This window comes from Rhodovulum sp. PH10, assembly GCF_000293785.1.
In the GTDB taxonomy this organism is placed as follows: Bacteria; Pseudomonadota; Alphaproteobacteria; order Rhizobiales; family Xanthobacteraceae; genus Rhodoplanes.
In genome coordinates this window covers 1-24,542 of record NZ_AKZI01000053.1, presented here as the reverse complement: position 1 = coordinate 24,542, position 24,542 = coordinate 1, and the positions used below count along the sequence as shown (strand labels likewise).

Sequence of the window (24,542 nt, the reverse complement as noted above, 5' to 3'; positions counted from 1 at the left end):
TGCGGAGTGCTCCTCGGGACGAGGTCGGACTCTGTCGCCGTTGGTATTATTTGGTTGCGAGTTGGTCGGCGCGCTCGGCGGCCTTTTCGTCGAAATGATTTGATGCGGGTTTCGGCCGATCGGCTCGGTGTTGGGCCGGGGGCAGGGCTCCTTTCCCTCTCCCCTCGTGGGAAAGGATGGTGAGGACGGAACGAAGTGACGTCCGAGCCGGGTGAGGGAGACTGCCGCAGATGCGGAGCGAGAGAGGTCCCCCTTCGCCGGCTCCTCGCCCTGGCTCGTGCGACGTGCGTGCCCTCGTCGTTGCCTCGTTCTCCGAGACCTGCGCCTTCGCAGGAGGCCTCGCGCCGTGGCTCGACCCCGTCGCAAAAGGCTCGCCGTCACCGCGTCGCCGCCGGCGATCTGATCAGCTCGCGCCACGCCGTGTTCTGATCACGAGCCGATCACGGATGCGCGACATCGCCCGAGAATCGGGAACTCGGGCCGGATTTCCTCGTTGTTTCTGCGTCTCGTCCAGGGGAACGTCAGGGGAGGGTGAACATGGCTCGCAACGCCACGTCTTTCGTCGCCGGTGCATTCACCGCAGTGCTCGTGGGTCTTTCGGTCGCGCCGGCCGCGGCCGAACCGCTGTCGCTGTTCGCGCCCGACGGCTATGCCACCTCGCGCATCGACCCCTATGTCCGCGCCGAGCCGGAGCCCGCTTCGCGCGCCGAGCTGCCGGCCCGGCTGCAGCGCCGGATCGTCGCCTATGGCGGCCCCGAGGCGGCCGGCACCATCATCGTCGACACGCCGAACACCCACCTCTATCTGGTGCTCGATGGCGGCCGCGCGCTGCGCTACAGCATCGGCGTCGGCCGCGAAGGCTTCACCTGGTCGGGCGTCGAGCGCATTACCCGCATGCGGGAGTGGCCGGACTGGACGCCGCCGCCCGAGATGGTGCGCCGCCAGCCCTATCTGCCGCGCTTCATGGCCGGCGGCCCCGGCAACCCGATGGGCGCCCGCGCGCTCTATCTCGGCAACACCGTCTACCGCATCCACGGCACCAACGATCCGACCACCATCGGCAAGCGCGTGTCGTCCGGCTGCATCCGGCTCGATAACGAGGACGTGAAGGACTTGTTCGCGCGGGTGAAGACCGGCGCCAAGGTGGTGGTGATGCCGATGTCGTCGCGCGGCGTTGCCGGCATCGCGCCGGAGCGGCCCGCCCGCACAGCCTCGGAGAGCACCCCGCGGGTGTATTGATGCGGGTCTATTGACGACGCCGGCCGCAGGGCCGATCGGACGAACATCGACATGACGGGCCGCGCGAGCGGCCCGTCGGCGTTTCGGGGTGTCGGTCGCGTCGGCGCGCCCTTGACCGGAGCCGGTCTTTGTCGCCGCGGCCGGTGCCGCCTCAGTGGCCCGCTCGGCCGGCGCGGGCGGCCGCCCTGATCTCGGCGATCGCCTCGCGGGCGAGCTCGTCGGCCCGTTCGTTGAGGTCGTGGCCGGCGTGCCCCCGCACCCAGTGCCATGTCACGTCGTGGGCGGCGATCGCCGCGTCGAGCCGCTGCCACAGATCGACGTTCTTGACCGGCTTCTTGTCGGCGGTCTTCCAGCCGTTGCGCTTCCAGCCGAAAATCCAGCCGGTTATGCCCTGGCGCAGATACTGGCTGTCGGTGTGGATGTCGACCGCGCACGGCCGCTTGAGCGTCTCGAGCGCCTGGATCGCCGCCATCAGCTCCATGCGGTTGTTGGTGGTGTGCGCCTCGCCACCCTTCAGCTCGCGCACGGTGCCGTTCCATTCGAGGATCGCGGCCCAGCCGCCCGGCCCCGGATTGCCGGAGCAGGCGCCGTCGGTGTGGATCACCACGCTTCGGGGTGCGGCGTCGGTCTGGTCGGTCATTGCGGGGGTGGTCCGGCTTCGCTCGTGGTCGTTTCGGCGCGCGCGATCACGGCGCGAAGCCGTAATCGCCGGGGCCCGCGACCATCTGGTGGAACCGCAGCCTGCGGTAATATTCCAGCGGGTCCTTCTTCCGCACCAGCGCGCCGGCCGGCACCGCGAACCAGTCGTAGAGCCGGGTCAGCAGGAAGCGCAGCGCGGCGCCGCGGGTGAGGATCGGCAGTGCGGCACGCTCGGCGGGGGTCAAGGGCCGCACCGCATCGTAGCCGGCGAGCAGCGCCTGCCCCTTGGTGACGTTGAAGGCGTGGTCGGCCTCGAAGCACCAGGCATTCAGGCAGATCGCCACGTCGTAAGCGAGCGTGTCGGTGCAGGCGAAATAGAAGTCGATCAGCCCGGACAGTGCGTCGTCGAGGAAGAAGACGTTGTCCGGAAACAGGTCGGCATGGATCACGCCGCGTGGAAGATCCTTCGGCCAGCACAGCTCGAGAAACGCGAGCTCGGTGGCGACCGCCTCCTTCAGCCCGGCCACGATGCGGTCGGCCTTGTCCCGCGCCGCGTCGAACAGCGGGCGCCAGCCGGCGACCGACAGGTCGTTGTTGCGCTGCATCGGGAAATCGAGGCCGGCGATGTGCATCGCCGCGAGCGCCTTGCCGACCTCGCGGCACTGGCCGACGCTCGGCCGGCGCACCCCCATGCCGTCGAGAAAGGTGACGATCGCCGCCGGCCGCCCGGCCAGCCGGCCGAGGGCGGCGCCGTCGCGCGCCTTCACCGGCTGCGGGCAGGTGAGCCCGCGCGCCGACAGATGCTCCATGAGGCCGAGGAAGAACGGAAGGTCGCTCGCCTGAACCCGCTTCTCGTAGAGGGTGAGAATGTAGCGCCCGCGCGTCGTGTGCAGCAGGAAGTTGGAATTCTCCACCCCCTCCGCGATCCCCTTGTAGGACAGGAGATCGCCGAGATCGTAAGTGCCGAGCCAGTTCTGCAATTCGTCGGCCGTGACGTCCGTGTAGACGGCCATCCCACCCCCAAGAGCGGCCCCCCGGCCGCCTCCGTCTCTCGCCCCGCCGCTCTCGTCCGGCGACCGGCCTGGCCTCTGGTGAGGCTGCCGGCCTCGCCGCTCGTCCCGCGGCGCGCTCCGCCGCTCACTCGGCGGCCGGCTCCGCCTCCGGTGCGGCCTCGCGCAGCTGTCGCGGCAGCGGGAAGAACATGCTTTCCTTCACACCCGAGACGGTCTCGACGGTGACGGCGTAGCGTGCGGCGAAGGCGTCGATGATCTCCTCGACGATCACCTCGGGCGCCGAGGCGCCGGCGGTGATGCCGAGCGTCGCGACGCCGTCGAACACCGCCCAGTCGATGTCGGCCGCCCGCTGCACCAGCCGCGCCCGTGTGCAGCCGTTGCGCTCGGCGACCTCGACCAGCCGCTTGGAGTTCGACGAGTTCGGCGCGCCGACCACGATCAGCGCATCGACCTTCGGCGCGATCTCCTTCACCGCCTCCTGGCGGTTGGTGGTGGCGTAGCAGATGTCTTCCTTGTGCGGCGCGGTAATCTCGGGGAAGCGCTGCATCAAGGCGGCGATGATGCCGGTGCAGTCGTCGATCGAGAGCGTCGTCTGGGTGACATAAGCGAGCTTGGTCGGGTCGCGCGGGGTGAAGGTCGCGACGTCCTCGACCGTCTCGATCAAGGTGATGGCGCCGGGCGGCAGCTGGCCCATGGTGCCTTCCACCTCGGGGTGGCCGGCATGGCCGATCAGCACGATCTCGCGGCCACGCTTGAGGTGCAGCTCGGCCTCGCGATGGACCTTGGAGACCAGCGGGCAGGTCGCGTCGATCGCGAAGAAGTTGCGCTTCTCCGCCTCCTCCGGCACCGATTTCGGCACGCCGTGCGCGGAAAACACCACCGGTGCGGTGGTGTCGGGGATTTCCGACAGCTCCTCGACGAAGATCGCGCCCTTGGCCTTGAGGCTCTCGACCACGTAACGGTTGTGGACGATCTCGTGGCGGACATAGACCGGCGGCCCGTACACGGCGAGCGCGCGCTCCACCGTGTCGACGGCGCGCACCACGCCGGCGCAGAAGCCGCGCGGCGAGCACAGAAGCACCGTCAGCGCCGGCTTCGGCGCGTCGGCGGCCTCGGTCGCGGGTGTTTCGGGGCGCTCGCTCGTCATGAGGTCTCCTTTTCGGCTGGGTTTGGCCTTCACCCGAAGTCCTGTCAAGCGCGGCCGATGTTGCACCGGCGCGGTCCGCTCGACTATATATGGTCCGAATTCCGTCATTTCTCGAATGACAACGGGCTTCGCCTCCGGGGGGCGGGCGAAGCGCAAGGGAGCTTTTGCCATGTCGAGCCAGCCGTTGATGCCCAAGGCCACCGCCGTCTGGTTGGTGGAGAACACCGCGCTGTCGTTCGATCAGATCGCCGACTTCTGCAAGCTCCATCCGCTCGAGGTGAAGGCGATCGCCGACGGCGACGCCGCCCAGGGGATCAAGGGGCTCGATCCGATCCTCACCGGCCAGCTCAGCCGCGAGGAGATCGTGCGCGCCGAGAAGGACGGCAATCTCCGCCTGCGCCTGTCGGAATCGAAGGTGCGGGTGCCGGTCGCCAAGGCCAAGCGCGGCCCGCGCTACACGCCGGTGTCGCGCCGCCAGGACCGGCCGAACGCCATTCTGTGGCTGGTGCGCAACCACCCCGAGCTGAAGGACAGCCAGGTGATGCGCCTGGTCGGCACCACCAAGGCGACCATCAAGGCGATCCGCGAGCGCACCCACTGGAATTCCGCCAGCCTGACGCCGCTCGACCCGGTGACGCTCGGCCTGTGCTCGCAGATCGACCTCGACATGGAGGTGAGCCGCGCCGCCAAGGAGAAGCCGGTCGAGACCGAGCACGGCGTCACGCTGCTGCCGGCCGATCTCACCACCGGGGCCGGCGCCGAGCACGACGAGGACGGGTCGGACGGCCGCCCGTCGAGCGAGGAGCTCGACGTCGAGGCGGTTTTTGCCAAGCTCAAGCAGATCGGCGGGAAGTCCGACGCGGACGACGACGACGAGGAGTGAGGCCCGACCCACGATCGGTCCGGTCGCCCGTCCGGCGTTCGTCCGGAAACGAGCGGCCGGAACGCGAAAGGGCCGGCGCGCGGCCGGCCCTTCGGGTGTTCGTCGATCGCTCGACGTCGAGACGAGACGATCTCGCCGGGGGAAACCTCAGCCCGGCGGCCTTTCGTGGCGGCCCTCGGTGAGCGCCCAATGCACCGCCTGGGTGCGCGACGGCAGCCCGAGCCGCGCGAGAATGCCCGAGACGTGGATCTTCACCGTGTTGGGCGACAGCCCGAGCCGGCGGGCGATCTCGACATTGGTGAGGCCGTTGGTCATCAGCGACAGCACCTCCCACTGGCGCTTGCTGAGCGGCGCCGGGCGGTCCTCGCCGGGGCCGCGGGCGAGCATTCCGTGCGGCGGCTCGCGGCCGACCGCGACCGCTCCCGCCACCGCCGCCTCGACCCGGCCGGCGATCGCTTCGAGGTCGGCCGGCTCGTCCTCGGCGCCCGCCGACATCCGGCTCATCACCTCGCCGACGTCGATGTGCAGCAGCATGGCGCGGACGTCGCCCGCCGTCTGCGGAAAGGCGAACAGCATGAACCAGCCGCGCCGGCCCGGCATCGGTCGCGGATAGAGGATCGAGATGCAGTCGACCTGCCCGGCCAGCACCTGGGAGATGCCGGTGATCAGGCGAGGCGACAGCGGATCGGCGAACGCGCAGAAGCGCAGGTAATTCTCGCCGATCCCGTAGTCGGCCGGCGACTGGTCGCCGTGCGGCAGCACCAGCCCGCCGGCGTCGACGAACGCCTTCCATTGCGGGTTCACCCGGAGGATGAAGCCGAAGCGGTCCAATTGCGCCGCATAGACCGGAAGGTCGTGGAAAAGTTCTTCGGAGGCGGTCACGGTCGTCCTCACGGTCGGGCCACCGACCTCGCCTCCTTCGGGTTGCCGTCGCAGCCCGCGTCACTCGCCGGTCGTGCCGGCCATCCGGTCCAAGGTTTCGCGACCGCGTCCCCCCGTGAATTCCATTGTACCTGTCGAATACGAGACGTGAACATCATGACTCCGCAGAACTAGCCTTCCCCTTAGCCCGCTCACCAAGAATGGAAGACGATAGTTTTTCTACCGCCGTGTGATGAGCGGTCGCCCCCCACGCACATTCTGCTTGTGGTAAAGAATACAGAACCGCAAACTTGCATCGGAATCAATCCCACGTTCCGGTGGAATCTCGGCCGCCGTCACCCGGGCGAAACTACCTTTCTTCCAATGCTACCGAATATTCTGTCTCAATTCTTATGATAATCCCTCGACAATTCGAAGGCTTGGCGCGGTTTTTCCGGTTGTTCGGGCGGGGGCCCGGTGGTTGCAATAAAGGCAGCGGCCGAACCTCGTCCGCCCGACCGAATCGTCGACAGTCGACAATATACATTGGATGCAACGGATCGGTGCCGCCGAATCGCGTGCGCGACCCGCTCCCCGATCGGGATCGCCGTGAACGGTCCCGCCGCCTATAGAACCGCGGATCGCAGCGTCTTGCAACGTACGGGCTAGACCGTCATGACGAGAATAAAACTTTGGTGCAACTGTCGCTCCCGGTGGGGCGGCGCGTGACGGTCGGTCGCGTGCCACCGGCCGCCTCGGCGACTGCGCCGCGCCGCGGGCTCGGCGAGCGCCTGCTGCATCGTGTGCTGCATCTCTGGTGGCGGCTGCGGCGCGGCATGACGCTCGGCGTGCGCGGCCTGGTGGTCGACCCGGACGGCCGCGTCTTTCTCGTCCGCCACTCCTATCTCACCGGCTGGTATCTACCGGGCGGCGGCGTCGAGGTCGGCGAGACGATGGAGACGTCGCTCGCCCGCGAGCTTCTCGAGGAGGGCAACCTGCATCTCGACGGGCCGGCGGTGCTGCACGGCGTCTATCTCAACGACCGCGTCTCGCGGCGCGACCACGTGGCGCTCTATGTGGTGCGGGCGTTTCGCCAGCCGGCGCCGTTCGTGCCGACCCGCGAAATCCTGGAGGCCGGCTTCTTCTCACCCGACGCCCTGCCGGACGGCACCAGCCCGGCGACCCGCGCGCGCATCGCGGAAATTCTGCACGGCGCGCCGGGGTCGGCGCACTGGTGAGCGCGCCCGCGGCGGTCCTCGCCTCGATCACCCCTCGCCGAACCGCCCGCGGTCGTGCGGCGCGGAAAAATCGAGCGCCGGACCGAGCGGCACGATGCCGGTCGGATTGATGATCTTGTGGCTCCCGTAATAATGCCGCTTGATGTGGTCGAGATCGACCGTCTCGGCGACACCGGGCACCTGGAACAGCTCGCGCAGATAGTTCGAGAGGTTCGGATAGTCCGCGATGCGGCGCAGGTTGCACTTGAAATGCCCGTGATACACCGCGTCGAACCGCACCAGCGTGGTGAACAGCCGCCAGTCCGCCTCGGTGATCCGGCTGCCCACCAGATAGCGCCGCGAGCCGAGCTTTGCGTCGATCTCGTCGAGCGCGGCGAACAGCGCGTGGAACGCCTCGGCATAGGCGCCCTGGGTGGTGGCGAAGCCGGCCCGGTACACGCCGTTGTTGACGTTCGCATAGACGAACGCGTTGATCGCGTCGATCTGGGAGCGCAACGCTTCAGGATAGAGGTCGAGCCGCACCGGCGTGTAGGCATCGAACGCCGTGTTCAGCATTCGCAAGATTTCCGCCGACTCGTTGTTGACGATCGTCTTGCGCTCCTTGTCCCACAGCACCGGCACGGTGACCCGCCCCGAATAATGCGGGTTCGCTCGGAGATAGACGTCGGCGAGCGTTTGCGCGTCGCCGAGCGCGTCGCCGGTCGAGCCCTGCGCGGTGTCGAAGGTCCAGCCCTTCTCGCGCATCAGCGGCGCGACGATCGACACCCCGATCATGCCGTCGAGCGCCTTCAGCGCCCGGCCGATCAGCGTGCGGTGCGCCCACGGGCAGGCGAGCGACACGTAGAGGTGATAGCGGCCGGGCTCGGCCGGAAACCCGCCCACCCCGCTCGGGCCGGGCGCGCCGTCCGCCGTCACCCAGTCGCGGAACTGCGACTCGGTGCGCACGAAGCGTCCCCCGGTCGCGGCGGTGTCGTACCAGCGATCCGTCCACACGCCGTCCACCAGCAGTCCCATGCGTCTCTCCGTGCTTCGGTTCGGACCGATCGATTCGTGCCGCGGCCGATTCGTGCTATGTGCACCGCGACACTCTCCCACTCGAGCACGACCGCCGTTCCACGCACCGCCATGTCCGATCTGTCGCTCACCATCCTACCCGAGACCGAGGCCGACGCACCCGCGATCGACCGGCTGCACGAGCGCACGTTCGGGCCCGGCCGCTTCGCCCGCACCGCCTATCGCATCCGCGAGCGGATGACGCATCGGCGCGACCTGTCGTTCCTCGCCCGGATCGGCACGCTCCTGGTCGGCTCGGTGCGGCTGACACCGGTGCGAATCGGCGAGGCGCCGGCGCTGCTGCTCGGGCCCTTGACGGTCGAGCCGCCGTTCCGCGACCGCGGCATCGGCCGGCGGCTGATCGAGCGCTCGCTCGCCGAGGCGAAGGCCAAGGGCCACCGGCTGGTGGTGTTGGTCGGCGACGAGCCCTATTACGCGCGCGCCGGCTTCGTCCGGGTGCCGGCGGGACGGGCAAAAATGCCGGGGCCGGTCGATCCCGCCCGCCTGTTGATCGCCGAGCTCGAGCCCGGCGCCTTCGAGGGGGTATCAGGGGCGATCCGCCCGGAGTGGGACGCCGACGCCGCCTGATACCACGGCGACAGAGACCGACCCCGTCCTACCGCCCCTCGCGGGCCCAGGTGAGCGCCAGGCTGCCGACCAGCAGCAGGAGCCCGAGCAAACCCGCGAACATCGGCAGCACGCCGACGCCGCGCACCACGCTCGCGTCGCGCATCTTCAGGCCGATCCAGCCATTGCCGGAGAACGTCTCCGAGGAGCGCACCGGGATCACCCGCGGCACGTCGACCGATGCGCCCGCCGCCTCCGACAGCCGCCGCGCGCTGCCGCCCGTCGCCGCGGTGAGCGCCGCCAAGGGCTCGGTGGAGGAGGTCACCTCGGAGAACTCGCGCGGATTGGCCGGCCCGACATTGACCATCGCCGAGAGGGTGCCGTCGCTCGCCCGCCACAGGCCGAGCTCGTCGGCCGTGAGCGTGGTGCGCCACACGCCGGGATCGGCGGGATCGAGCGTTTGGCTGCGGGTCGCGCCGGACGGCGAGGTGAGCGTGACGGGAGCGACCGTCTCGCCCATGCTCTGCCGCTGGATCGTCAGCTCGCGCCCGCGCGAAAACATCCGCAGCGCCTCCTCCTCGAGGTCGGGCTGCTTCATCAGCCAGTGCGACAGCCGGCGCAGCAGGTCGACATAGGGGCCGCCGCCCTCGTAGCCGCGCGCCCACAGCCAGATCTGGTCGGACAGCATCAGCGCGACGCGGCCCTCGCCCTCGCGGGCGAGCACCAGGAGCGGCTTCTGGTCCGGCCCCTGCATCACCGTCATGCCCTCGTTGGCGCGGGCGTCGACCAGGCGGAACCAGCGGCTCCAGTGCGGCGGCGTCGCGTTCGCCCCCTCCAGGCTGCGGGTCACCGGATGGCGCTTGCCGAGATCGGAGAGGACGGCGTGGAACGGCTGCTCGGTCACCGCGCCGGTCGGCTGGGCCGGCAGGATCGACTCGAGCGGCGTGCGCCACAGGCTCGTCTGGCTCGCGTAATCGGGGCCGGCGGCGATCAGCACCGCGCCACCGTCGCGCACGTAACGGGCGATGTTGTCGAAGTAGAGAAGCGGCAGCACGCCCTGACGAGCGTAGCGGTCGAAGATGATCAGCTGGAACTCGTCGATCTTCTGCTGAAACAGCTCGCGGGTCGGGAAGGCGATCAGCGACAGCTCGTTGATCGGCGTGCCGTCCTGCTTCTCCGGCGGACGCAGGATGGTGAAGTGCACGAGGTCGACGTTCGCGTCCGACTTCAGAAGGTTGCGCCAGGTGCGCTCGCCGGCGTGCGGCTCGCCGGACACCAGCAGCACCCGCAGCTTGTCGCGCACGCCGTCGATCGCCACCACCGCGCGATTGTTGAGGGTGGTCAGCTCGTCGGGGATCGGCGAGGCCTCGATCTCGACGATGTTCTGGCCCGGATGGGCGATCGGCACCGGCACCCGCACGGTCTGGCCGGTGACCACGGTTCGGGTCTCGACCGGCTCGCCGTCGCGGCTGATACGCACCTGGGCGGAGGCGCGCGGCGCGCCGGTGTCCTCGATGCGAAACACCACCGTCTGCTGCTGGCCGACGATGCCGAAGCGCGGCGCCTGCACCAGCACGACGCGACGGTCGCGCTCGTCCGGAAAGCCCGTCACCAGCGCATGGACCGGCGCCGAAAAGCCGAGCGCGCTGGCATTTGCCGGCACGTCGTGCACCCGCCCGTCGGTGAGGAAGATCGCGCCGGCGACCCGCTCGGGCGGCACGTCGGCGAGCGCCGCGCCTAGCGCGGAGAACAGGCGGGTGCCGTCGGTCTCGCCGTCGGCCCGGCCGGCCTCGACGGTGCGGACCTCGAGCCCCGGAATGCGGGACAGCCTTTCGGTCAGCTCCTGGCGCGCCGCCTCGGTCTGGGCGGTGCGGTCGCCGAAGGTTTGGCTGGCGCTCTTGTCGACCACCACCACCGCGACCGACGACAACGGCTGGCGGTCCTCGCGGGTGAAGGAGGGATTGCCCAAGGCGGCGACCAGCAGCGCCAGCGCCAAAGCCCGCATCCAGGCGCCGCGGCTCCTGGCGAAGAACAGCAGCGCGCTCACCACGACGGCGGCGGCGATCACCGTCCACAGGACATAGTCGGGCACGAGCGGCGAGAAGGCGAGGCCGAGATTCAACGAGAACTCCTGATCCGGGTCGAGCCCGCTGCGCTCGCGGTCTCACCCTCTCCCCTTGCGGGAGAGGGTGGCGAGGACGGAGCAACGCGACGTCCGAGCCGGGTGAGGGGTTTGCTCCGGTCGACCCCTCACCCGCCCTCCGCCCGGCCTTCGCCGGGCCTCGGGCACCCTCTCCCACAGGGGCTCCCGCAGGGGGAGAGGGTCGAAGACGGAGCGGCCGGCGGTGCCCGCGCGCTCCTCGAGCCGTGTCCTCTACTGCCCCAGGCGCTCGAGCAGCGCCGGGATGTGCACCTGATCGGCCTTGTAGTTGCCGGTCAGCGTGTACATCACGATGTTGACGCCGGCGCGGAAGGCGTATTCGCGCTGGCGCGGCTCGCCGGGCGTGAGCGGCAGCATCGCCTGCCCGTCGGGACGGGTGGCCCAGGCGCCGGCGAGATCGTTCGAGGTGATCAGGATCGACGACACGCCGTCGCCGCCGCGCACCGGGCGCATCTCCTGCTCGTCCGGATCGGCGGACGGGATCGCCTCCACCCACAGCCGGCCGCTGGAGAAGCGGCCCGGAAAGTCCGGCAGCAGGAAGAACGTCTTGGTCAGCACGTGCTCGCGCGGGATCGGCTCGAGCTCGGGAATGTCGAGCGACGACAGGATGCCGCGCAGCGCCAGCATGCCGGGGCTCCGGGTCTCGCCGCCGGGGCCGGGCGGCGCCTCCACCGCGTCGCGGGTGTCGAACAGGATGGTGCCGCCCTGCTTCATGTAGGTGTCGATGCGGGCGAGCGTTTCCGCGCTCGGCTTGGGGGCTCCCGGCACGATCGGCCAGTAGATCAGCGGGAAGAAGGCGAGCTCGTCGCGGGCGATGTCGAGGCCCATCGGGTCGCCCGGCTCGAGCGCAGTGCGCTGCGAGAGGAACACCGAAAGACCCTCGAGCCCGGCCTTGCTGATGGCGTCGACCTCGGCGTCGCCGGTGATCACGTAGGCGAGCCGGGTGGTGGCGGTGGCTCTTTCGGCGAACTGGTCGGCGGTCGGGTTCGATGCGGGCTGTGCACGGGCCGGCTGCGGGCCGAGGCCGGCGAGCCCGAGCGCGAGGCCGAGCAGAACCGCGGCGGAGGCGCGGCGGGCGCCGGTGAGGCGGGCGAGCCCGCGGGAGAGCCCGCCGGCGAGCCAAAAGACCACCAGCGCGTCGAGCAGCGCGAGGCCGACCGCGGCGAGGAAGACCGGCCCGCGCAGGTCGACCGGCTCGGCGGTGCGGTAGGGCTCGACGCGGGCGCCGAGCGGGGCGAGATCGAGGGGGGCGAGACGGTCGCCCGGCACCAGCGTGTTCACGGCGAGCAAGCCTTCGGGCGGGCCATAGAAGCCCGGCGGGTTGTCGGCGGTGGCGCGGCCACGATAGCCGGAGGCGACGGGTTTTGCGGTCGGCGGGGGCGGGCCGAAGGCGCCGTGGCCGTCGAGAATGCGGCTCGGCGCCACCGTCTCGGTCGCCTGGGTGGCGCGGCCGCTCTCCGTGGTGCCGCCGTCGGCGGTCTCGGTGTCGGCGGCGGGCTGCTGGCCGGTGATGCCGACGATGCCGCGCAGCATCTCGACGAAGGTGCCGGCGAGCGGGAGGTTCGACCAGCGGGTGTCGGCGGTGACGTGAAACAGCACCACCATCCCCTTGCCGCGCCGGCCGGCGGTGACCAGCGGCGTGCCGTCGCCGAGCGCCGCCCAGGTGTGCTCGGCGAGCGTCGCGTCGGGCTCGGCGAGCACCTGGCGGCGGATCGTCACGTCGTCCGGCACGGCGATCGTGGCGAACGGGCCGTTGGGGGAGAACGAGGCGAGCTTTTGGGGCTCCTCCCAGCTCAGGCTGCCGCCGAGCACCCGGCCGCCGCGACGCAGCCGCACCGGCACGAGGTCGTCGTCGGTGGCTGCGGCGAGCCGCGGTCCGGCGAAGCGCACCAGGACGCCGCCGTCCTCCACCCAGCGGGTCAGCCGGTCGCGGGCATCTCCTGCGATCGTGCCGACATCGGCCAAGACCATCATCGGCAGATGCTGGTCGATGAAATGGTCGACCGCCTCCGCCGGCGAGCCGCGCTCGGCCAGCCGCACGTCGGCGAACGGCCCGAGCGCGCGGGCGAGATAATAGGTCGCGGCGAGCAGCGGCTGGGCGGTGTCGGCGGTCGCGCCGGTGACCACGCCGACGGTGCGCCGCCGCCAGCGCTTGTCGAGGAGCTGCACGGCACCCGCCGAGCGCTCGCCGGAAATCTCGAGCCGGGCGATGTCGTTCCGGATCTCGACCGGCAGGTCGAAGCGGGCGGTGGTGTCGGTGGCATTGCCGGAGAAGGCGAAGGCCGCTTCCCCGAGCGGCAGGCCGCGCAGGTCGAGCGCCCGCACCGTGCCCTGCGACGCGGCGTTGGCATCGGCCCGCAAGACCGTGACGCCGAGGGCGCCTGCGGCATTGTCGACGTCGGTCAAGGCGCGGGCGGAGGCGACGCCGCCGGTCACCACGGTGACGGTGCGACCCTCGGTCAGCCGGGCGAGCCCGGTCACGAAGTTCTGCGCCTTTCCGAGATCGATGCCGTCCGACAGCCACACGACCTCGGCGGCGGGATCGGCGGCGAGCAGCCGGCCGATCGCCGGCAGCGCGGCGGCGCGCTCCACCGCGTGCGGCTTCGGCGCGAGCGTGCGCAAATGCGCGTCGGCGGCGTCGGGCGTCTCGAAGGAGAGGTCGCGGTTCGGCTCGGACAACGGCACCAGCGCGATGCCGCGGCCATTTGCCCGCGCACGGGCGACCAGATCGGTCGCGGTGCGGATGCGCGCGTCGAAGCTGGCGGCGGACGACCAGCCGTCGTCGATCAGCACCGCGAGCGGCGCATTGCCGGTGCCGGCCGCCACCGGCGGTCGCCACATCGGCCCGGCGGCGGCAAAGATCACCAGCGCGGCGAGCAGCAGCCGCAGCAGCGTCAGCCACCACGGGGTGCGCGACGGCGTCTCCTCCTTCGGCGCGATGTCGAACAAAAGGCGGGTCGGGGGAAAGGCGACACGGCGCGGGCGCGGCGGCACCAGCCGCAGCAGCCACCACAGGAGCGGCAGCGCGGCGAGGCCGAGCAGAATCAGCGGCTGGGCGAAGGCGAGCGGCAGGCCGGGGATCATGCGGGCGCGGCCTCCGTGGGGGCGCCGCGCGCCGGACGAACGGCGGCGCGGCCGGCGGTCAGCCGGGCGTGCAGCGCGAGCAGAAGGTCGGTCGCCGGCTTGTCGGTGCGGTGGACCAAAAAACTCCAGCCGGCATGGTCGGTCTCGGCGCGGATCTCGTCGCGGTGACGGGCGATGCGGGCGGTGTAGTCGGCCCGCCAAGTCTCTGCCCGGCCGGCGGTGACGGCGCCCGCGCCCTCCGGCTCGACGAACTCGACGCGGCCGGAATAGGGGAAGGTTTCCTCCGCCGGATCGACGACCTGGACCACGTGGCCGTGCGCGCCGGCGGCCGACAGCCGGGCGAGCGTCGCGCGAATGTCGGCGATCGGGCTCCACAGGTCGGACAGGAGCAGAAACTCCGACAGCGGCGAGGGCGAGAACGCTTTTGGCAGGCTCGCCCGGGCGGCCGGGTCGTGCAGCATCACCTGCGCCATCTTGTCGATGATGTTGCGGTTGGCGGTCGCCGCCATCAGCCCCGGAATACCGACGCGCTCGCCGCCCTGCACCAACACCTCGCCGAGCGCGAGCGCGATCACCAGCGCCCGCTCGAGCTTGCCGTCGCGCGCGAGGTTGGAGCGAAAGTCCATCGAGGAGGAGCGGTCGGGCCACACCCACACGGTATGGGCGGACTCCCATTCGCGCTCGCGGACATAGAGATGGTCGTCGCGCGCCGAGCGGCGCCAGTCGACGTCGGCGGCGGATTCGCCCGACACGAAGCGGCGGTACTGCCAGAAATTCTCGCCCGGCCCGGCACGTCTGCGGCCGTGTAGCCCGTGAATGACGGTGGCGGCGACCCGGCGCGCCTCCAGCACCAGCCGCGGCATGGTGGCGGCGAGCGTGCGGCTCGCGCCGCTCGCCTGGGCGAGCGCGGCACGCTCGTGGTCCGAGGTGACGGATGTCTGGGAGCCGGGGGCGTGGGATGGCGCCATGAAATGCTATCCGATGCGGGCCTTCAGGCGGCCGATCACGCCCTGCACGGTCTCGCCGTCGGCGCGGGCCGAGAAGGTGAGCGCCATGCGGTGCTCGAGGATGGGCTCGGCGAGCGCCAGCACGTCGTCGACCGACGGCGCGTAGCGATCCTCGAGCAGCGCGCGGGCGCGCACCGCGAGCATCAGCGCCTGGCTCGCGCGCGGCGACGGACCCCAGGCGATCAGCTTGCCCTCGGGACTGGCGGGGCCGGGACGGGCCGAGCGCACCAGCGCGAGGATCGCCTCGACCACCGATTCACCGACCGGCAGACGGCGGACCAGCCGCTGCGCCGCCATCAGATCGTCGGCGGTCATCGCGGCCTTCGCCTTGGCGCCCTCGGCGCCGGTGGTGTCGAACAAAATTTTCCGCTCGGCCTCGATGTCCGGATAATCGACGTCGATCTGCATCAGGAAGCGGTCGAGCTGCGCCTCGGGCAGCGGGTAGGTGCCCTCCTGCTCGAGCGGGTTCTGGGTCGCCAGCACGTGGAACGGCTTCGGCAGGTCGTGCCGCACGCCGGCCACCGTGACGTGCTGCTCCTGCATCGCCTGCAGGAGCGCCGACTGGGTGCGCGGGCTCGCGCGGTTGATCTCGTCGGCCATCAGGAGCTGGCCGAACACCGGGCCCGGAATGAAGCGGAAGCTGCGCTTGCCGGCCTGGCTCTCCTCCAACACCTCGCTGCCGAGAATGTCGGACGGCATCAGGTCCGGGGTGAACTGAATGCGCTTGGCGTCGAGCCCGAGCACGGTGCCGAGCGTCTCGACCAGCTTGGTCTTGGCGAGGCCGGGTACGCCGACCAGCAGCGCGTGGCCGCCCGACAGCACGGTGACGAGCGCGTGCTCGACCACCCGGTCCTGCCCGAAGATCACGGTGCCGACCGCGCTGCGCGCCGCCCGGACGTGATTCGCGGTGGTTTCCGCCGCCCGGACGATCATGTCCTCGAGCTTCTCGAAGCCGTCTCCGCTCACCGCCATGCGTGTGTCCTCGCGCGTGTCCTGGTCCGGTCCCGTGACGTCCGGTCCCATGATGGTCCTCGACGCCGCCCGTTCGTCGGGTCCGGCATTCGATATAAGCTCGAAAGCGCCGCGGCGCTGCCGTCCGTCACGCCACTGCAGGCTGCGTCGATCGGATATGCATCCTTTGCGCCAAAGGCGACACGCGACCGTAACGACCGCGGGGTATCGCAATGGGCCGAAACGGTGTTATCGACGTTCACGTTCCCGCGACCGGCCCGGCTGTCGGTCACGGTCGCGGCATCCGCGTCTGCGGGGGTGTCGTGCGCCATCCTCGAACAACGTAGGGCGAACCGTGGCGAACGAAGGGCAGACCGGCACCCGTGCGCTCGACGGCCTCACCGGCGCGGTGAAGAAGGCCGCCGGCAAGGGGCCGCCGCCGGTGCATCTGTGGAACCCGCCCGACTGCGGCGACATCGACATGCGGATCGCTTCCGACGGCACCTGGTTCTATCAGGGCTCGCCGATCGGCCGGGCGGCGCTGGTGAAGCTGTTCGCCTCGGTGCTGCGGCGGGACGGCGAGCGCTACGTGCTGGTGACGCCGGTCGAGAAGGTCGGCATCCGGGTCGACGACGCACCGTTCCTGGCGGTGGAGATGCACCGCGTGGAGGATTCCGCGGGCGGTGCTGCGGTGCTGCGCTTCCGCACCAATGTCGACGACGAGGTTCTCTGCGATGCCGATCACGGCTTGCGTTTCGAGCCCGAGCGTGGCACCGGCGGGCTGAAGCCCTATCTCCATGTGCGGCGCGGCCTGTGGGCCAAGGTGACGCGGCCCCTGTTCTACGACCTCGTCTCGCTCGGCGAGGAGCGCGAGGTGGACGGCCGGCAAGTGTTCGGCGTCGCCTCGGGCGCCTGCTTCTTCCCGATGGCCCCCGCCGACACGCTGAAAGACAACCCCCGACGAATCGACATGCCGTGAAGAACGACCCCCGTGAGACCTCCGCGCTGACGCCCGCCGCGGCGACCCCCGTCGCCCGCCCGCCCGGCGGGCCGGCCGGGCCGCTCTCCGCCGCCGACGCCTTCTTCTCGCTCGCCCGCAGCAAGCTCGATTTCGCGGTGCCCGAGGCGCTGACCGACCCGAGCCGGCCGGCGACCCGTGGCGACCTCGATCTCGACCCCGAGCTGTGGGAGAAGGCCGGCGTGATCGCCGCCCGCCCGGCCGCCGTGCTGGTGCCGGTGGTCGACCGGCCGGAGCCCGGCATCATCCTCACCCAGCGCACGACGAGCCTGCCGAGCCACGCCGGCCAGATCGCCTTTCCCGGCGGCAAGATCGACCCCGAGGACGAGAGCCCGCTCGCCGCCGCCCTGCGCGAGGCCGACGAGGAGGTCGGGCTCGACCGCAAGCTGATCGAGCCGATCGGCTATCTCGACCTCTTTTGCACCTTCAGCGGCTTCCGCATCCTGCCGCTGGTCGCCCGCGTCGATCCCGGCTACGTCCTCACGCTCAACCCGGCCGAGGTGGAGGATGCCTTCGAGGTGCCGCTCGCCTTCCTGATGAACGTCGAGAACCACGCGCTGCAGAGCCGCGACTGGAAGGGCGTGCTGCGCCGCTTCTATGCGATGCCGTGGCGCGACCGCTATATCTGGGGCGTGACCGCGGGGATTCTGCGCAATCTCTACGAGCGGGTGTACGAGCGCTGATCACGCCGGTGGCGGGAGCGGGGCCGAGGGAGCAGAGGGGAGGCGACGCCAGACGATGATCCGGACCTTTCTGGTCGAGCTCGCGCTCTTTCTCGTGCCGTTCGTGGCCTATGCGCTGTTTCTCGCGGCGACCCGCAACGGCGCGCTCGACGCCGGCGCCTGGCGGCTGCCGGTGCTCGGCTGGCTGACGCTCGCCGCCTTCGTCGTGCTGATCGGCAGCTTCGTGGTGATGGCGCAGTTCGGCGGCGCGCCGCCGCGCTCCGATTACGTGCCGGCGCACGTCGAGAACGGCCGGCTGGTGCCCGGCCATTTCGAGTGAGCGAGACGCCGGTCCGGCTGCCGGACGCCGGCTTTCTCGCCGACCCGGCGCTCGCCCGCGTGCTGGCGCTGCTCGATCGCGACGGCGAGGAGGCGCGCGTGGTCGGCGGCGCCGTGCGCAACGCGCTGCTCGGCGAGCCGGTGACCGAGCTCGACATCGCCACCACCGCGCTGCCCGACGAGGTGGTGCGTCGCGCGAAGGCGGCGGGCCTCGCCGCGATCCCGACCGGGATCGACCACGGCACGGTGACGGTGGTGGCCGACGGCCGCCCGTTCGAGGTGACGACGCTGCGGCGCGACGTGGAAACGTTCGGCCGCAAGGCGAAGGTCGCGTTCGGGCGCGACTGGCGGGCCGACGCCGAGCGGCGCGACTTCACCATGAACGCGCTGTCGGTCGGGCGCGACGGCGTGGTGCACGACCCGCTCGGCGGTTTTCCCGACCTGATCGCCAGAAAGGTGCGGTTCATCGGCGCGCCGGCCCGCCGGATCGCGGAAGATTTTTTGCGCATCCTCCGCTACTTCCGGTTTCATGCTTCCTATGGAAACGGCGACTTCGATCGGGAAAGCCTCGCCGCCTGCGTCGCCGCCCGCGAAACTTTGCGCGCGCTGTCGCGCGAGCGGGTGCGGATGGAGCTGATGAAGCTCTTGGTCGCGCCCGGCGCGGCGGCGACCGCGACGGTGATGTCCGACACCGGCATTCTCCATCTGGTCCTCGGCGGCGTCGGCCTGCCGCAAAACCTCGCCGCGATGGCACGGCACGAGGCGGTGCTCGGCCGAAAGCCCGATCCGGTGCGCCGGCTCGCCGCGCTCGCGGTGCTGGTGGAGGAGGATTCGGACCGCCTGCGCGAGCGGTTGCGGCTGTTCAACGGCGAGCATCGCCGGCTGGCGCTGATGGCGCATCACTGGCGGGAAGTATCGCCTGCTGCCGGCGAGGCCGCGGCGCGTGCGCTGCTTTATCGGCTAGGGCCGGACGCTTATGGTGATCGGGTGCTGCTCGCCTGGAGCCGGGCCGGTTCTTGCCCTCGCGCCGCTGCCGCTCTCGCGGATCTCGACGTCTCCGGCTATGCGGATACCTCAGGTGGTGTCACCGCAGATGCGCGCGAGGCGGCGTGCCAGGATATGTGCGAGGATGCGTGGCGCTCCCTCGCGACGCTGCCCGACCGCTGGCAGGCGCCCGCTTTCCCGCTGAAGGCCGCCGCCTTCATGGCGCGCGGCATTCCCGCCGGCCCGGCGCTCGGAAAGGTTTTGCGCGTCGCCGAGACGGCCTGGATCGCGGAAGGTTTTCCGTTGGATACCGCCAGCCTCGACCGGATCGTGGCGCAGGCGGCGGCAGAAACGGGCTGACCGGCGTCGCGCTGGACGGTCAGGGATGGATTTGCCGGGCGAGCGCGATCACCGCGCCGAGAATGATCAGCGTCTGAAAGCCGATCGTCCCGAACATCCATTTCAGAAGCTCGGCCTTGGTCGCCTCGATCTTTGCCTCGAGCCGCAGCTCGCACTGCCGGATCTCGGAGCGCAGGTCCGCGGCGGTACTGGCGATCTCGCCGCGCAGGTCGGTCGCCGTATCGGCGATCTCCCCCCGCACGACGCCGATCTCCCCCCGCACGGCGGCGATATCGTCCCGCACGGCCGCGATGTCGGATTTGGTGGCGATGTCGGTCTGGATCGCCTCGGAGATGGCGTCGGCAAAGCCTTCCGCCTGCTCCGGCGACATCTTGGCCTTGTCGCGCAGCGCCCGCACGAATTTCAGGGTGTCGAAGGCGGCGATCGTCATGCCTCGGTCCGCGGTCTCCCGTAAGCATAACGGAATGCCACGACCCTCGATAGGGGAACGCCGCCCGGCACAGCGAAGCCGTGCCGCGAGCGACCGAAAACCCCCTCACGGCCACTTCACCAGCGGCGGCATCGAGGAGAGGATCGAGGCGACGTTGCCGCCGGTCTTCAGGCCGAACACGGTGCCGCGATCGTACAAAAGGTTGTACTCGACGTAGCGGCCGCGTCGGACCAGCTGCTCGTCGCGCTCCGCCTCGCTCCACGGGGACGCGAAATTCGCACGCACCAGCGTCGGATAGACGCCGAGAAACGCCCGGCCGACGTCGCGGGTGAAGGCGAGGTCGGCGGAGAAATCGCCGCTGTCGAGCCAGTCGTAAAAGATGCCGCCGACGCCGCGCGGCTCGTTCCTGTGCTTCAGGAAGAAATAACGGTCGCACCACGCCTGGAAGCGCTCGTGCGCGGCGACCTTCGGGTGGGCGTCGCAGGCGGCCTTCATCGCCGTGTGGAAGGCGACGGTGTCGGGATCCTCCCGGCTGCGGCGGCGGTCGAGCATCGGGGTGAGGTCGGCGCCGCCGCCGAACCACGCCCGCGAGGTGACCACGAAGCGGGTGTTCATGTGGGCGGTCGGCACGTGCGGGGAGAGCGGGTGGGCGATCAGCGAGATGCCCGACGCCCAGAAGCGCGGATCCTCGGCGGCACCCGGAATGTCCTTGCGGAACTCCGGCGCGAACTCGCCGTGCACGGTGGAGGCATGGACGCCGACCTTCTCGAACACCCGGCCGTGCATCATCGCCATGGTGCCGCCGCCGCCGTCGTGGCCGGCGTGGTCGGTACGCGCCCACGGCGTGCGCACGAACCGTCCGGGCTCGCGACCGCCGGCGGTCGCCGCCGGCGCGTCGTCCTCGATCGTCTCGAAGGCGGAGCAGATCGCGTCGCGCAGCTGCTCGAACCAGGCGCGGGCCTCCGCCTTGCGTGCGTCGAGCACGGTGGGCTCGGGCAGTGGCGAAGCGATGCGGTCGGGCTCGTTCATCGTGATCACGTCCGTGCGGGGGCGAAACACGCCGGCCTCGCGCCGCCGGCGGTGTGGGCGACGCGATGGCGAACGTTACATTTCGGTCCGCCAGCGTGCCGACTTGTCATGTCATGCTCTCCGAAGATTAGTCCCGCGAGCGTAGTTCAGGTCCAGGAAAATTAAAAATCGTTCATCGTTCCCTGTTCCGTTCTCACGACAGCGTCGTGAAACCCGCCGGTCTGTCGCAGCGCCTCGCCGACCACCATCGCGCAGGCCATCGCGACGTTGAGCGAGCGCAGGCCCGGACGCATCGGAATCACGAGCCGCGCGGCGGCCGCGCGATGCACCGCCTCCGGCACGCCGGCGCTCTCGCGGCCGAGCAGCAGCACGTCGCGCCGGTCGTACCGGTGGTCCAGATAGGAGGTCTCGGCGGCCGTCGTGAGCAGCACCGTCCGCAGCGCCCGCTCCTTACAGAATCTCGTGAAATCCCCATAGGACGGGTGTCGCACGAGGGCGGCCCGGTCGAGATAGTCCATCCCCGCGCGGCGAAAGGCACGGTCGGAGGTCGGGAACCCGGCCGGCTCGATCAGATGCACCTCGACGCCGAGACAGGCGGCGAGCCGCAGGATGGTGCCGGTGTTCTGTGGAATGTCCGGCTCGTAGAGGGCGATCCGCACGTCTCGATACCACTCCCGTCGGGTGCAGGCCGGACCATCACGCGACGATATTTGCCATGAACACTCGTCGGCAAGTCCTCGGACTTGCGTTGGCCCGCGAAACGGTGCCATTAGAAAGCTTAAGGTGGCGCTCGATACATGCCGCCCGAGCCTCGGCTCGACAGACCGATCCGGCCGCCGGGTTTTGCCGGGGTCGGCCTCCGAGGGTACCCGCCGATCGATTGAAAAGGAACCGAAGACTGTGAGCAACATGCCATTGCAGGCCGAGCCGAGCCGGCGCGATTTTCTTTACATCGCGACCGGGGCGGTGGGTGCGATCGGCGGCGCATTGACGCTGGTGCCGCTGGTCGCTCAGATGAACCCGGATCAGGCGACCATCGCCGCCGGTGCGCCGATCGAGGTCGACCTCTCTCCGATTCAGCCGGGTCAGGTCATCAAGGTGTCGTGGCGCAGCAAGCCGATCTTCATCTGGCACCGGACCGAGGACGAGGTGAAGCAGGCGCAGGACGTCAAGCTCAGCGCGCTTCCCGATCCGCAGACCGACGAGCAGCGCACCAAGCCGGGTCACGAGAACTGGCTGGTCGTGATCGGCATCTGCACCCATCTCGGCTGCATCCCGATCGCCAAGTCGGGTGATTACGGGGGATGGTTCTGCCCCTGCCACGGCTCGCAGTACGACGACTCCGGCCGCATCAGGAAGGGGCCGGCGCCCCTGAACCTGCCGCTGCCGCCTTATCAGTTCGTGTCCGACACGAAGATCCAGATCGGCTGACGCGGCCTCCGGACCGCAAACCCCTCCGGACAGAGACGCACCATGAGTGGACCTTCCAAGTTTCAAACCGACAATCGTTACATTCTTTGGCTGGAAGCGCGGCTGCCGATCATCAGCTTCGCGTATGATTCGTTCGTCGCCTTCCCCACCCCGAAGAATCTGAACTTCCTCTGGACGTTCGGCGTGATTCTCTCGTTCATGCTGGTGATCCAGATCGTCACCGGTGTCGTGCTGGTGATGCACTTCACGCCGGACGTCGACCTCGCCTTCAATTCCGTCGAGCACCTGATGCGCGACGTGAATTACGGCTGGCTGCTGCGCTACGCGCACGCCAACGGCGCGGCGATGTTCTTCCTCGCCGTCTACGTCCACATGTTCCGCGGCATGTATTACGGGTCCTACAAGGAGCCGCGCGAGGTGCTGTGGATCCTCGGCGTGATCATCTATCTGCTGATGATGGCGACCGGCTTCCTCGGCTACGTGCTGCCGTGGGGCCAGATGAGCTACTGGGCCGCCACCGTGATCACCAACCTGTTCTCGGCGATCCCTCTGGTCGGCGACACCGTCGTCACCTGGCTGTGGGGCGGCTACGCGGTCGGCAATCCGACCCTCACCCGCTTCTTCTCGCTGCACTACCTGCTGCCGTTCGTGATCGTCGCCTTCGTGGCGCTGCACATCTGGGCGACGCACGTGGTCGGCCAGAACAATCCGGCCGGCATCGAGCCGAAGTTCGAGAGCGACACGGTGCCCTTCACGCCGTACGCGACGCTGAAGGATCTGTTCTACTTCGTCGTGTTCATGCTGCTGTTCTGCTGGTTCCTGTTCTACATCCCGAACTATCTCGGCCACGCCGACAACTACATCCCGGCCAATCCGAGCGTGACCCCGGCCCACATCGTGCCGGAGTGGTACTACCTGCCGTTCTACGCGATCCTGCGCGCCATCCCGAACAAGCTGATGGGCGTCATCGCGATGTTCGGCTCGATCGTGGTGCTGTTCTTCCTGCCCTGGCTCGACACCTCCAAGGTCAAGTCGGGACGCTATCGGCCGCTGTTCAAGATCTTCTTCTGGATCTGGGTCGCCACCTGCGTCCTGCTCGGCTGGCTCGGCGCGCAGCCGGCGGAAGGCGTCTACACGCTCGCGGCCCGCATCCTCACGGCGTGGTACTTCATCCACTTCCTGGTGGTGCTGCCGATGCTCGGCATGATGGAGAAGCCGCTGCCGGTGCCGGAGACGATCGACGAGGCGGAGAATCCGAGCCCGCTGAAGAAGAAGGTCGGCACCGCGGCGGCGATCGCGTTGCTCGCCGTGCTGGTCGGCGTCTCGGCCGGCACCTCGACCGCCAAGGCGGCCGAGCAGCCGACCCCGCCGCAGAACCAGTGGTCGTTCGCCGGTGCGTTCGGCACCTACGACCGGGCCCAGCTGCAGCGCGGCTTCCAGGTCTATCGTGAGGTCTGCGCCGCCTGTCACGGCCTGACGCTGGTCGCCTACCGCAACCTCGCGGAGCCGGGCGGCCCGGGCTTCACCAAGGAGCAGGCCGCCGCGATCGCGGCGGAGGCCCAGATCAAGGACGGCCCGAACGACCAGGGCGAGATGTTCGAGCGCCCCGGCCGGCTGGCCGACCGCTTCCCGTCGCCCTATCCGAACCCGCAGGCCGCCGCCGTCGCCTTCAACGGCGTCGCTCCGCCGGACCTGTCGGTGATGGCCAAGGCGCGCACCTATCACCGCGGCTTCCCGACCTTCCTGTTCGACATCCTGACGCAGTATCAGGAGGCCGGCCCGGACTACATCGTCGCCTATCTGACCGGCTATACCGACCCGCCGGCCGACTTCAAGCTGCCGGACGGCGCGAACTACAACAAGTACTACGCGGGCCACGCGACGGCGATGCCGCCGCCCCTCGCCGACGGGCTGGTCGCCTATACCGACGACACCCCGCAGACCGCCAAGCAGTACGCCAAGGACGTCGCGGCGTTCCTGATGTGGACCGCCGAGCCGCACCTCGAGGCCCGCAAGCGCCTCGGCTTCCAGGTGATGGTGTTCCTGCTGATCCTCACCGGCCTGCTGTACTTCACCAAGAAGCGCGTGTGGGATCCGGTGCACCAGCACCACGACACCCACGAGACGAAGAAGGCCTGACGCCTTCGCACGACGGGACGGCTCGTGTGGCCGTCCCGTCCGGTCGTCCCGCTTCCCGCGGCCTCGCGGGTATTCGATACACGACGACGGAAAAGCCGGCCGAAAGGTCGGCTTTTTTGCGTGTCGGAGGTGTGGGTCGGCGGGGCTTCTCGGAGGTGCCGTGCGGGCGTGCCGAGCGGATCACCGTCCGGCCGGCCGAACGGTCGCTCGCATGGCTCGTGGCGTATGGCGGCCGGCCGGAGCACCGCGTGCCGCAAATGATACGGTTTCCGGCTGAACGGCTCGGTTCTTACCCTCTCCCGTGGGG

At 69.9% G+C, this 24,542-nt stretch carries 22 protein-coding genes and 1 pseudogene; 11 read left to right on the top strand and 12 right to left on the bottom strand.

Features of this window, described 5'->3' with window-relative positions; genetic code table 11:
• The first annotated feature begins 537 nt into the window (after positions 1-537).
• The gene (locus tag A33M_RS10350; RefSeq protein ID WP_052026996.1) at positions 538-1,239 is read left to right on the top strand and encodes a L,D-transpeptidase; all 702 of its coding nucleotides are present in this window, start codon (positions 538-540) and stop codon (positions 1,237-1,239) included.
• A gap of 151 nt (positions 1,240-1,390) precedes the next feature.
• Here the strand turns inward: A33M_RS10350 and rnhA are convergent, their stop codons facing one another.
• The 3 genes from rnhA to ispH form a co-directional block, all read right to left on the bottom strand.
• Positions 1,391-1,879: a ribonuclease HI gene (rnhA, locus tag A33M_RS10345; protein ID WP_008386647.1), complete on the bottom strand. Its 489-nt coding sequence runs from the start codon at positions 1,877-1,879 to the stop codon at positions 1,391-1,393.
• A gap of 46 nt (positions 1,880-1,925) precedes the next feature.
• Positions 1,926-2,891 (bottom strand): homoserine kinase, encoded by a 966-nt coding sequence (gene thrB / locus A33M_RS10340; RefSeq protein ID WP_008386646.1) that lies wholly within the window; start codon positions 2,889-2,891, stop codon positions 1,926-1,928.
• A gap of 124 nt (positions 2,892-3,015) precedes the next feature.
• On the bottom strand, positions 3,016-4,038 hold the full coding sequence (gene ispH, locus A33M_RS10335) for a 4-hydroxy-3-methylbut-2-enyl diphosphate reductase (RefSeq protein WP_008386643.1): 1,023 nt from the start codon (positions 4,036-4,038) through the stop codon (positions 3,016-3,018).
• A 169-nt stretch (positions 4,039-4,207) separates the two neighbouring features.
• Here ispH and A33M_RS10330 point away from each other — a divergent pair, with 169 nt between their 5' ends.
• Complete coding sequence (locus A33M_RS10330) at positions 4,208-4,921, top strand: DUF1013 domain-containing protein (protein ID WP_008386642.1); 714 nt, start codon at positions 4,208-4,210, stop codon at positions 4,919-4,921.
• A gap of 147 nt (positions 4,922-5,068) precedes the next feature.
• On the opposite strand, the gene A33M_RS22315 is transcribed toward A33M_RS10330, so the two are convergent.
• Positions 5,069-5,803: a helix-turn-helix transcriptional regulator gene (locus A33M_RS22315; RefSeq protein ID WP_008386636.1), complete on the bottom strand. Its 735-nt coding sequence runs from the start codon at positions 5,801-5,803 to the stop codon at positions 5,069-5,071.
• Positions 5,804-6,477: 674 nt separating this feature from the next.
• Between A33M_RS22315 and A33M_RS10320 the strand changes: the two genes are divergently transcribed.
• Positions 6,478-7,020: an NUDIX domain-containing protein gene (locus A33M_RS10320; protein ID WP_202801849.1), complete on the top strand. Its 543-nt coding sequence runs from the start codon at positions 6,478-6,480 to the stop codon at positions 7,018-7,020.
• A 27-nt stretch (positions 7,021-7,047) separates the two neighbouring features.
• Here the strand turns inward: A33M_RS10320 and A33M_RS10315 are convergent, their stop codons facing one another.
• Complete coding sequence (locus tag A33M_RS10315) at positions 7,048-8,034, bottom strand: glutathione S-transferase family protein (protein ID WP_008386632.1); 987 nt, start codon at positions 8,032-8,034, stop codon at positions 7,048-7,050.
• A 111-nt stretch (positions 8,035-8,145) separates the two neighbouring features.
• Between A33M_RS10315 and A33M_RS10310 the strand changes: the two genes are divergently transcribed.
• Entirely contained in the window at positions 8,146-8,661 is a 516-nt protein-coding gene (locus A33M_RS10310) for a GNAT family N-acetyltransferase (RefSeq protein WP_040620074.1), read from the top strand.
• A 28-nt stretch (positions 8,662-8,689) separates the two neighbouring features.
• On the opposite strand, the gene A33M_RS10305 is transcribed toward A33M_RS10310, so the two are convergent.
• From A33M_RS10305 to A33M_RS10290, 4 genes are all read right to left on the bottom strand, one after another.
• Positions 8,690-10,762, bottom strand: coding sequence for a membrane protein (locus A33M_RS10305; protein ID WP_008386628.1), 2,073 nt, complete (start codon positions 10,760-10,762; stop codon positions 8,690-8,692).
• A gap of 252 nt (positions 10,763-11,014) precedes the next feature.
• The gene (locus A33M_RS10300; RefSeq protein ID WP_008386625.1) at positions 11,015-13,885 is read right to left on the bottom strand and encodes a DUF4159 domain-containing protein; all 2,871 of its coding nucleotides are present in this window, start codon (positions 13,883-13,885) and stop codon (positions 11,015-11,017) included.
• Positions 13,882-14,853: a DUF58 domain-containing protein gene (locus A33M_RS10295; RefSeq protein ID WP_008386623.1), complete on the bottom strand. Its 972-nt coding sequence runs from the start codon at positions 14,851-14,853 to the stop codon at positions 13,882-13,884. The genes A33M_RS10300 and A33M_RS10295 overlap by 4 nt, the downstream gene beginning before the upstream one ends.
• Before the next feature lie 6 nt (positions 14,854-14,859).
• The gene (locus A33M_RS10290; protein WP_008386620.1) at positions 14,860-15,864 is read right to left on the bottom strand and encodes an AAA family ATPase; all 1,005 of its coding nucleotides are present in this window, start codon (positions 15,862-15,864) and stop codon (positions 14,860-14,862) included.
• Positions 15,865-16,198: 334 nt separating this feature from the next.
• On the opposite strand from A33M_RS10290, the gene A33M_RS10285 reads away from it, so the two are divergent.
• From A33M_RS10285 to A33M_RS10270, 4 genes are read left to right on the top strand one after another with little or no spacing between them, the layout of a single operon-like run.
• Entirely contained in the window at positions 16,199-16,822 is a 624-nt protein-coding gene (locus tag A33M_RS10285) for a DUF1285 domain-containing protein (protein WP_008386618.1), read from the top strand.
• Positions 16,819-17,544 carry a CoA pyrophosphatase gene (locus A33M_RS10280; protein WP_008386616.1) on the top strand — a complete coding sequence of 242 codons (726 nt, stop codon included), beginning with the start codon at positions 16,819-16,821 and terminating at the stop codon, positions 17,542-17,544. The genes A33M_RS10285 and A33M_RS10280 overlap by 4 nt, the downstream gene beginning before the upstream one ends.
• A 55-nt stretch (positions 17,545-17,599) precedes the next feature.
• Entirely contained in the window at positions 17,600-17,863 is a 264-nt protein-coding gene (locus A33M_RS10275) for a DUF6111 family protein (protein WP_008386614.1), read from the top strand.
• Positions 17,860-19,206, top strand: a complete 1,347-nt coding sequence (locus A33M_RS10270; RefSeq protein ID WP_008386611.1) for a CCA tRNA nucleotidyltransferase — start codon at positions 17,860-17,862, stop codon at positions 19,204-19,206. The genes A33M_RS10275 and A33M_RS10270 overlap by 4 nt, the downstream gene beginning before the upstream one ends.
• Before the next feature lie 19 nt (positions 19,207-19,225).
• Here A33M_RS10270 and A33M_RS10265 read toward each other — a convergent pair whose 3' ends face one another.
• From A33M_RS10265 to A33M_RS10255, 3 genes are all read right to left on the bottom strand, one after another.
• Positions 19,226-19,636: a hypothetical protein gene (locus A33M_RS10265; RefSeq protein ID WP_008386609.1), complete on the bottom strand. Its 411-nt coding sequence runs from the start codon at positions 19,634-19,636 to the stop codon at positions 19,226-19,228.
• A gap of 105 nt (positions 19,637-19,741) precedes the next feature.
• Complete coding sequence (gene hemF / locus A33M_RS10260; RefSeq protein ID WP_083850406.1) at positions 19,742-20,665, bottom strand: oxygen-dependent coproporphyrinogen oxidase; 924 nt, start codon at positions 20,663-20,665, stop codon at positions 19,742-19,744.
• Positions 20,666-20,826: 161 nt separating this feature from the next.
• Complete coding sequence (locus A33M_RS10255; RefSeq protein WP_008386604.1) at positions 20,827-21,324, bottom strand: tRNA (cytidine(34)-2'-O)-methyltransferase; 498 nt, start codon at positions 21,322-21,324, stop codon at positions 20,827-20,829.
• 250 nt (positions 21,325-21,574) lie between these two features.
• Here A33M_RS10255 and petA point away from each other — a divergent pair, with 250 nt between their 5' ends.
• The 3 genes and pseudogenes from petA to A33M_RS24890 all read left to right on the top strand — a co-directional run bounded on the left by petA (position 21,575) and on the right by A33M_RS24890 (position 24,235).
• Entirely contained in the window at positions 21,575-22,096 is a 522-nt protein-coding gene (gene petA, locus A33M_RS10250; RefSeq protein WP_008386603.1) for a ubiquinol-cytochrome c reductase iron-sulfur subunit, read from the top strand.
• Positions 22,097-22,138: 42 nt separating this feature from the next.
• Positions 22,139-23,389 (top strand): annotated as a pseudogene (locus A33M_RS24630) (cytochrome b); the annotation flags it as partial.
• 15 nt (positions 23,390-23,404) lie between these two features.
• A complete protein-coding gene (locus A33M_RS24890; RefSeq protein WP_443212929.1) occupies positions 23,405-24,235 on the top strand; it encodes a cytochrome c1 in 831 nt (276 codons plus the stop codon).
• The last annotated feature ends 307 nt before the right edge of the window (positions 24,236-24,542 follow it).

Excerpts from the sequence above, each read along its gene's own strand:
- A33M_RS10350 (WP_052026996.1), top strand. The coding sequence starts at position 538 with ATGGCTCGCAACGCCACGTCTTTCGTCGCCGGTGCATTCACCGCAGTG.
- rnhA (WP_008386647.1), bottom strand. The coding sequence starts at position 1,879 with ATGACCGACCAGACCGACGCCGCACCCCGAAGCGTGGTGATCCACACC.
- thrB (WP_008386646.1), bottom strand. The coding sequence starts at position 2,891 with ATGGCCGTCTACACGGACGTCACGGCCGACGAATTGCAGAACTGGCTC.
- ispH (WP_008386643.1), bottom strand. The coding sequence starts at position 4,038 with ATGACGAGCGAGCGCCCCGAAACACCCGCGACCGAGGCCGCCGACGCG.
- A33M_RS10330 (WP_008386642.1), top strand. The coding sequence starts at position 4,208 with ATGTCGAGCCAGCCGTTGATGCCCAAGGCCACCGCCGTCTGGTTGGTG.
- A33M_RS10315 (WP_008386632.1), bottom strand. The coding sequence starts at position 8,034 with ATGGGACTGCTGGTGGACGGCGTGTGGACGGATCGCTGGTACGACACC.
- A33M_RS10310 (WP_040620074.1), top strand. The coding sequence starts at position 8,146 with ATGTCCGATCTGTCGCTCACCATCCTACCCGAGACCGAGGCCGACGCA.
- A33M_RS10300 (WP_008386625.1), bottom strand. The coding sequence starts at position 13,885 with ATGATCCCCGGCCTGCCGCTCGCCTTCGCCCAGCCGCTGATTCTGCTC.
- A33M_RS10295 (WP_008386623.1), bottom strand. The coding sequence starts at position 14,853 with ATGGCGCCATCCCACGCCCCCGGCTCCCAGACATCCGTCACCTCGGAC.
- A33M_RS10290 (WP_008386620.1), bottom strand. The coding sequence starts at position 15,864 with ATGGCGGTGAGCGGAGACGGCTTCGAGAAGCTCGAGGACATGATCGTC.
- A33M_RS10275 (WP_008386614.1), top strand. The coding sequence starts at position 17,600 with ATGATCCGGACCTTTCTGGTCGAGCTCGCGCTCTTTCTCGTGCCGTTC.
- A33M_RS10265 (WP_008386609.1), bottom strand. The coding sequence starts at position 19,636 with ATGACGATCGCCGCCTTCGACACCCTGAAATTCGTGCGGGCGCTGCGC.
- hemF (WP_083850406.1), bottom strand. The coding sequence starts at position 20,665 with ATGAACGAGCCCGACCGCATCGCTTCGCCACTGCCCGAGCCCACCGTG.
- petA (WP_008386603.1), top strand. The coding sequence starts at position 21,575 with ATGCCATTGCAGGCCGAGCCGAGCCGGCGCGATTTTCTTTACATCGCG.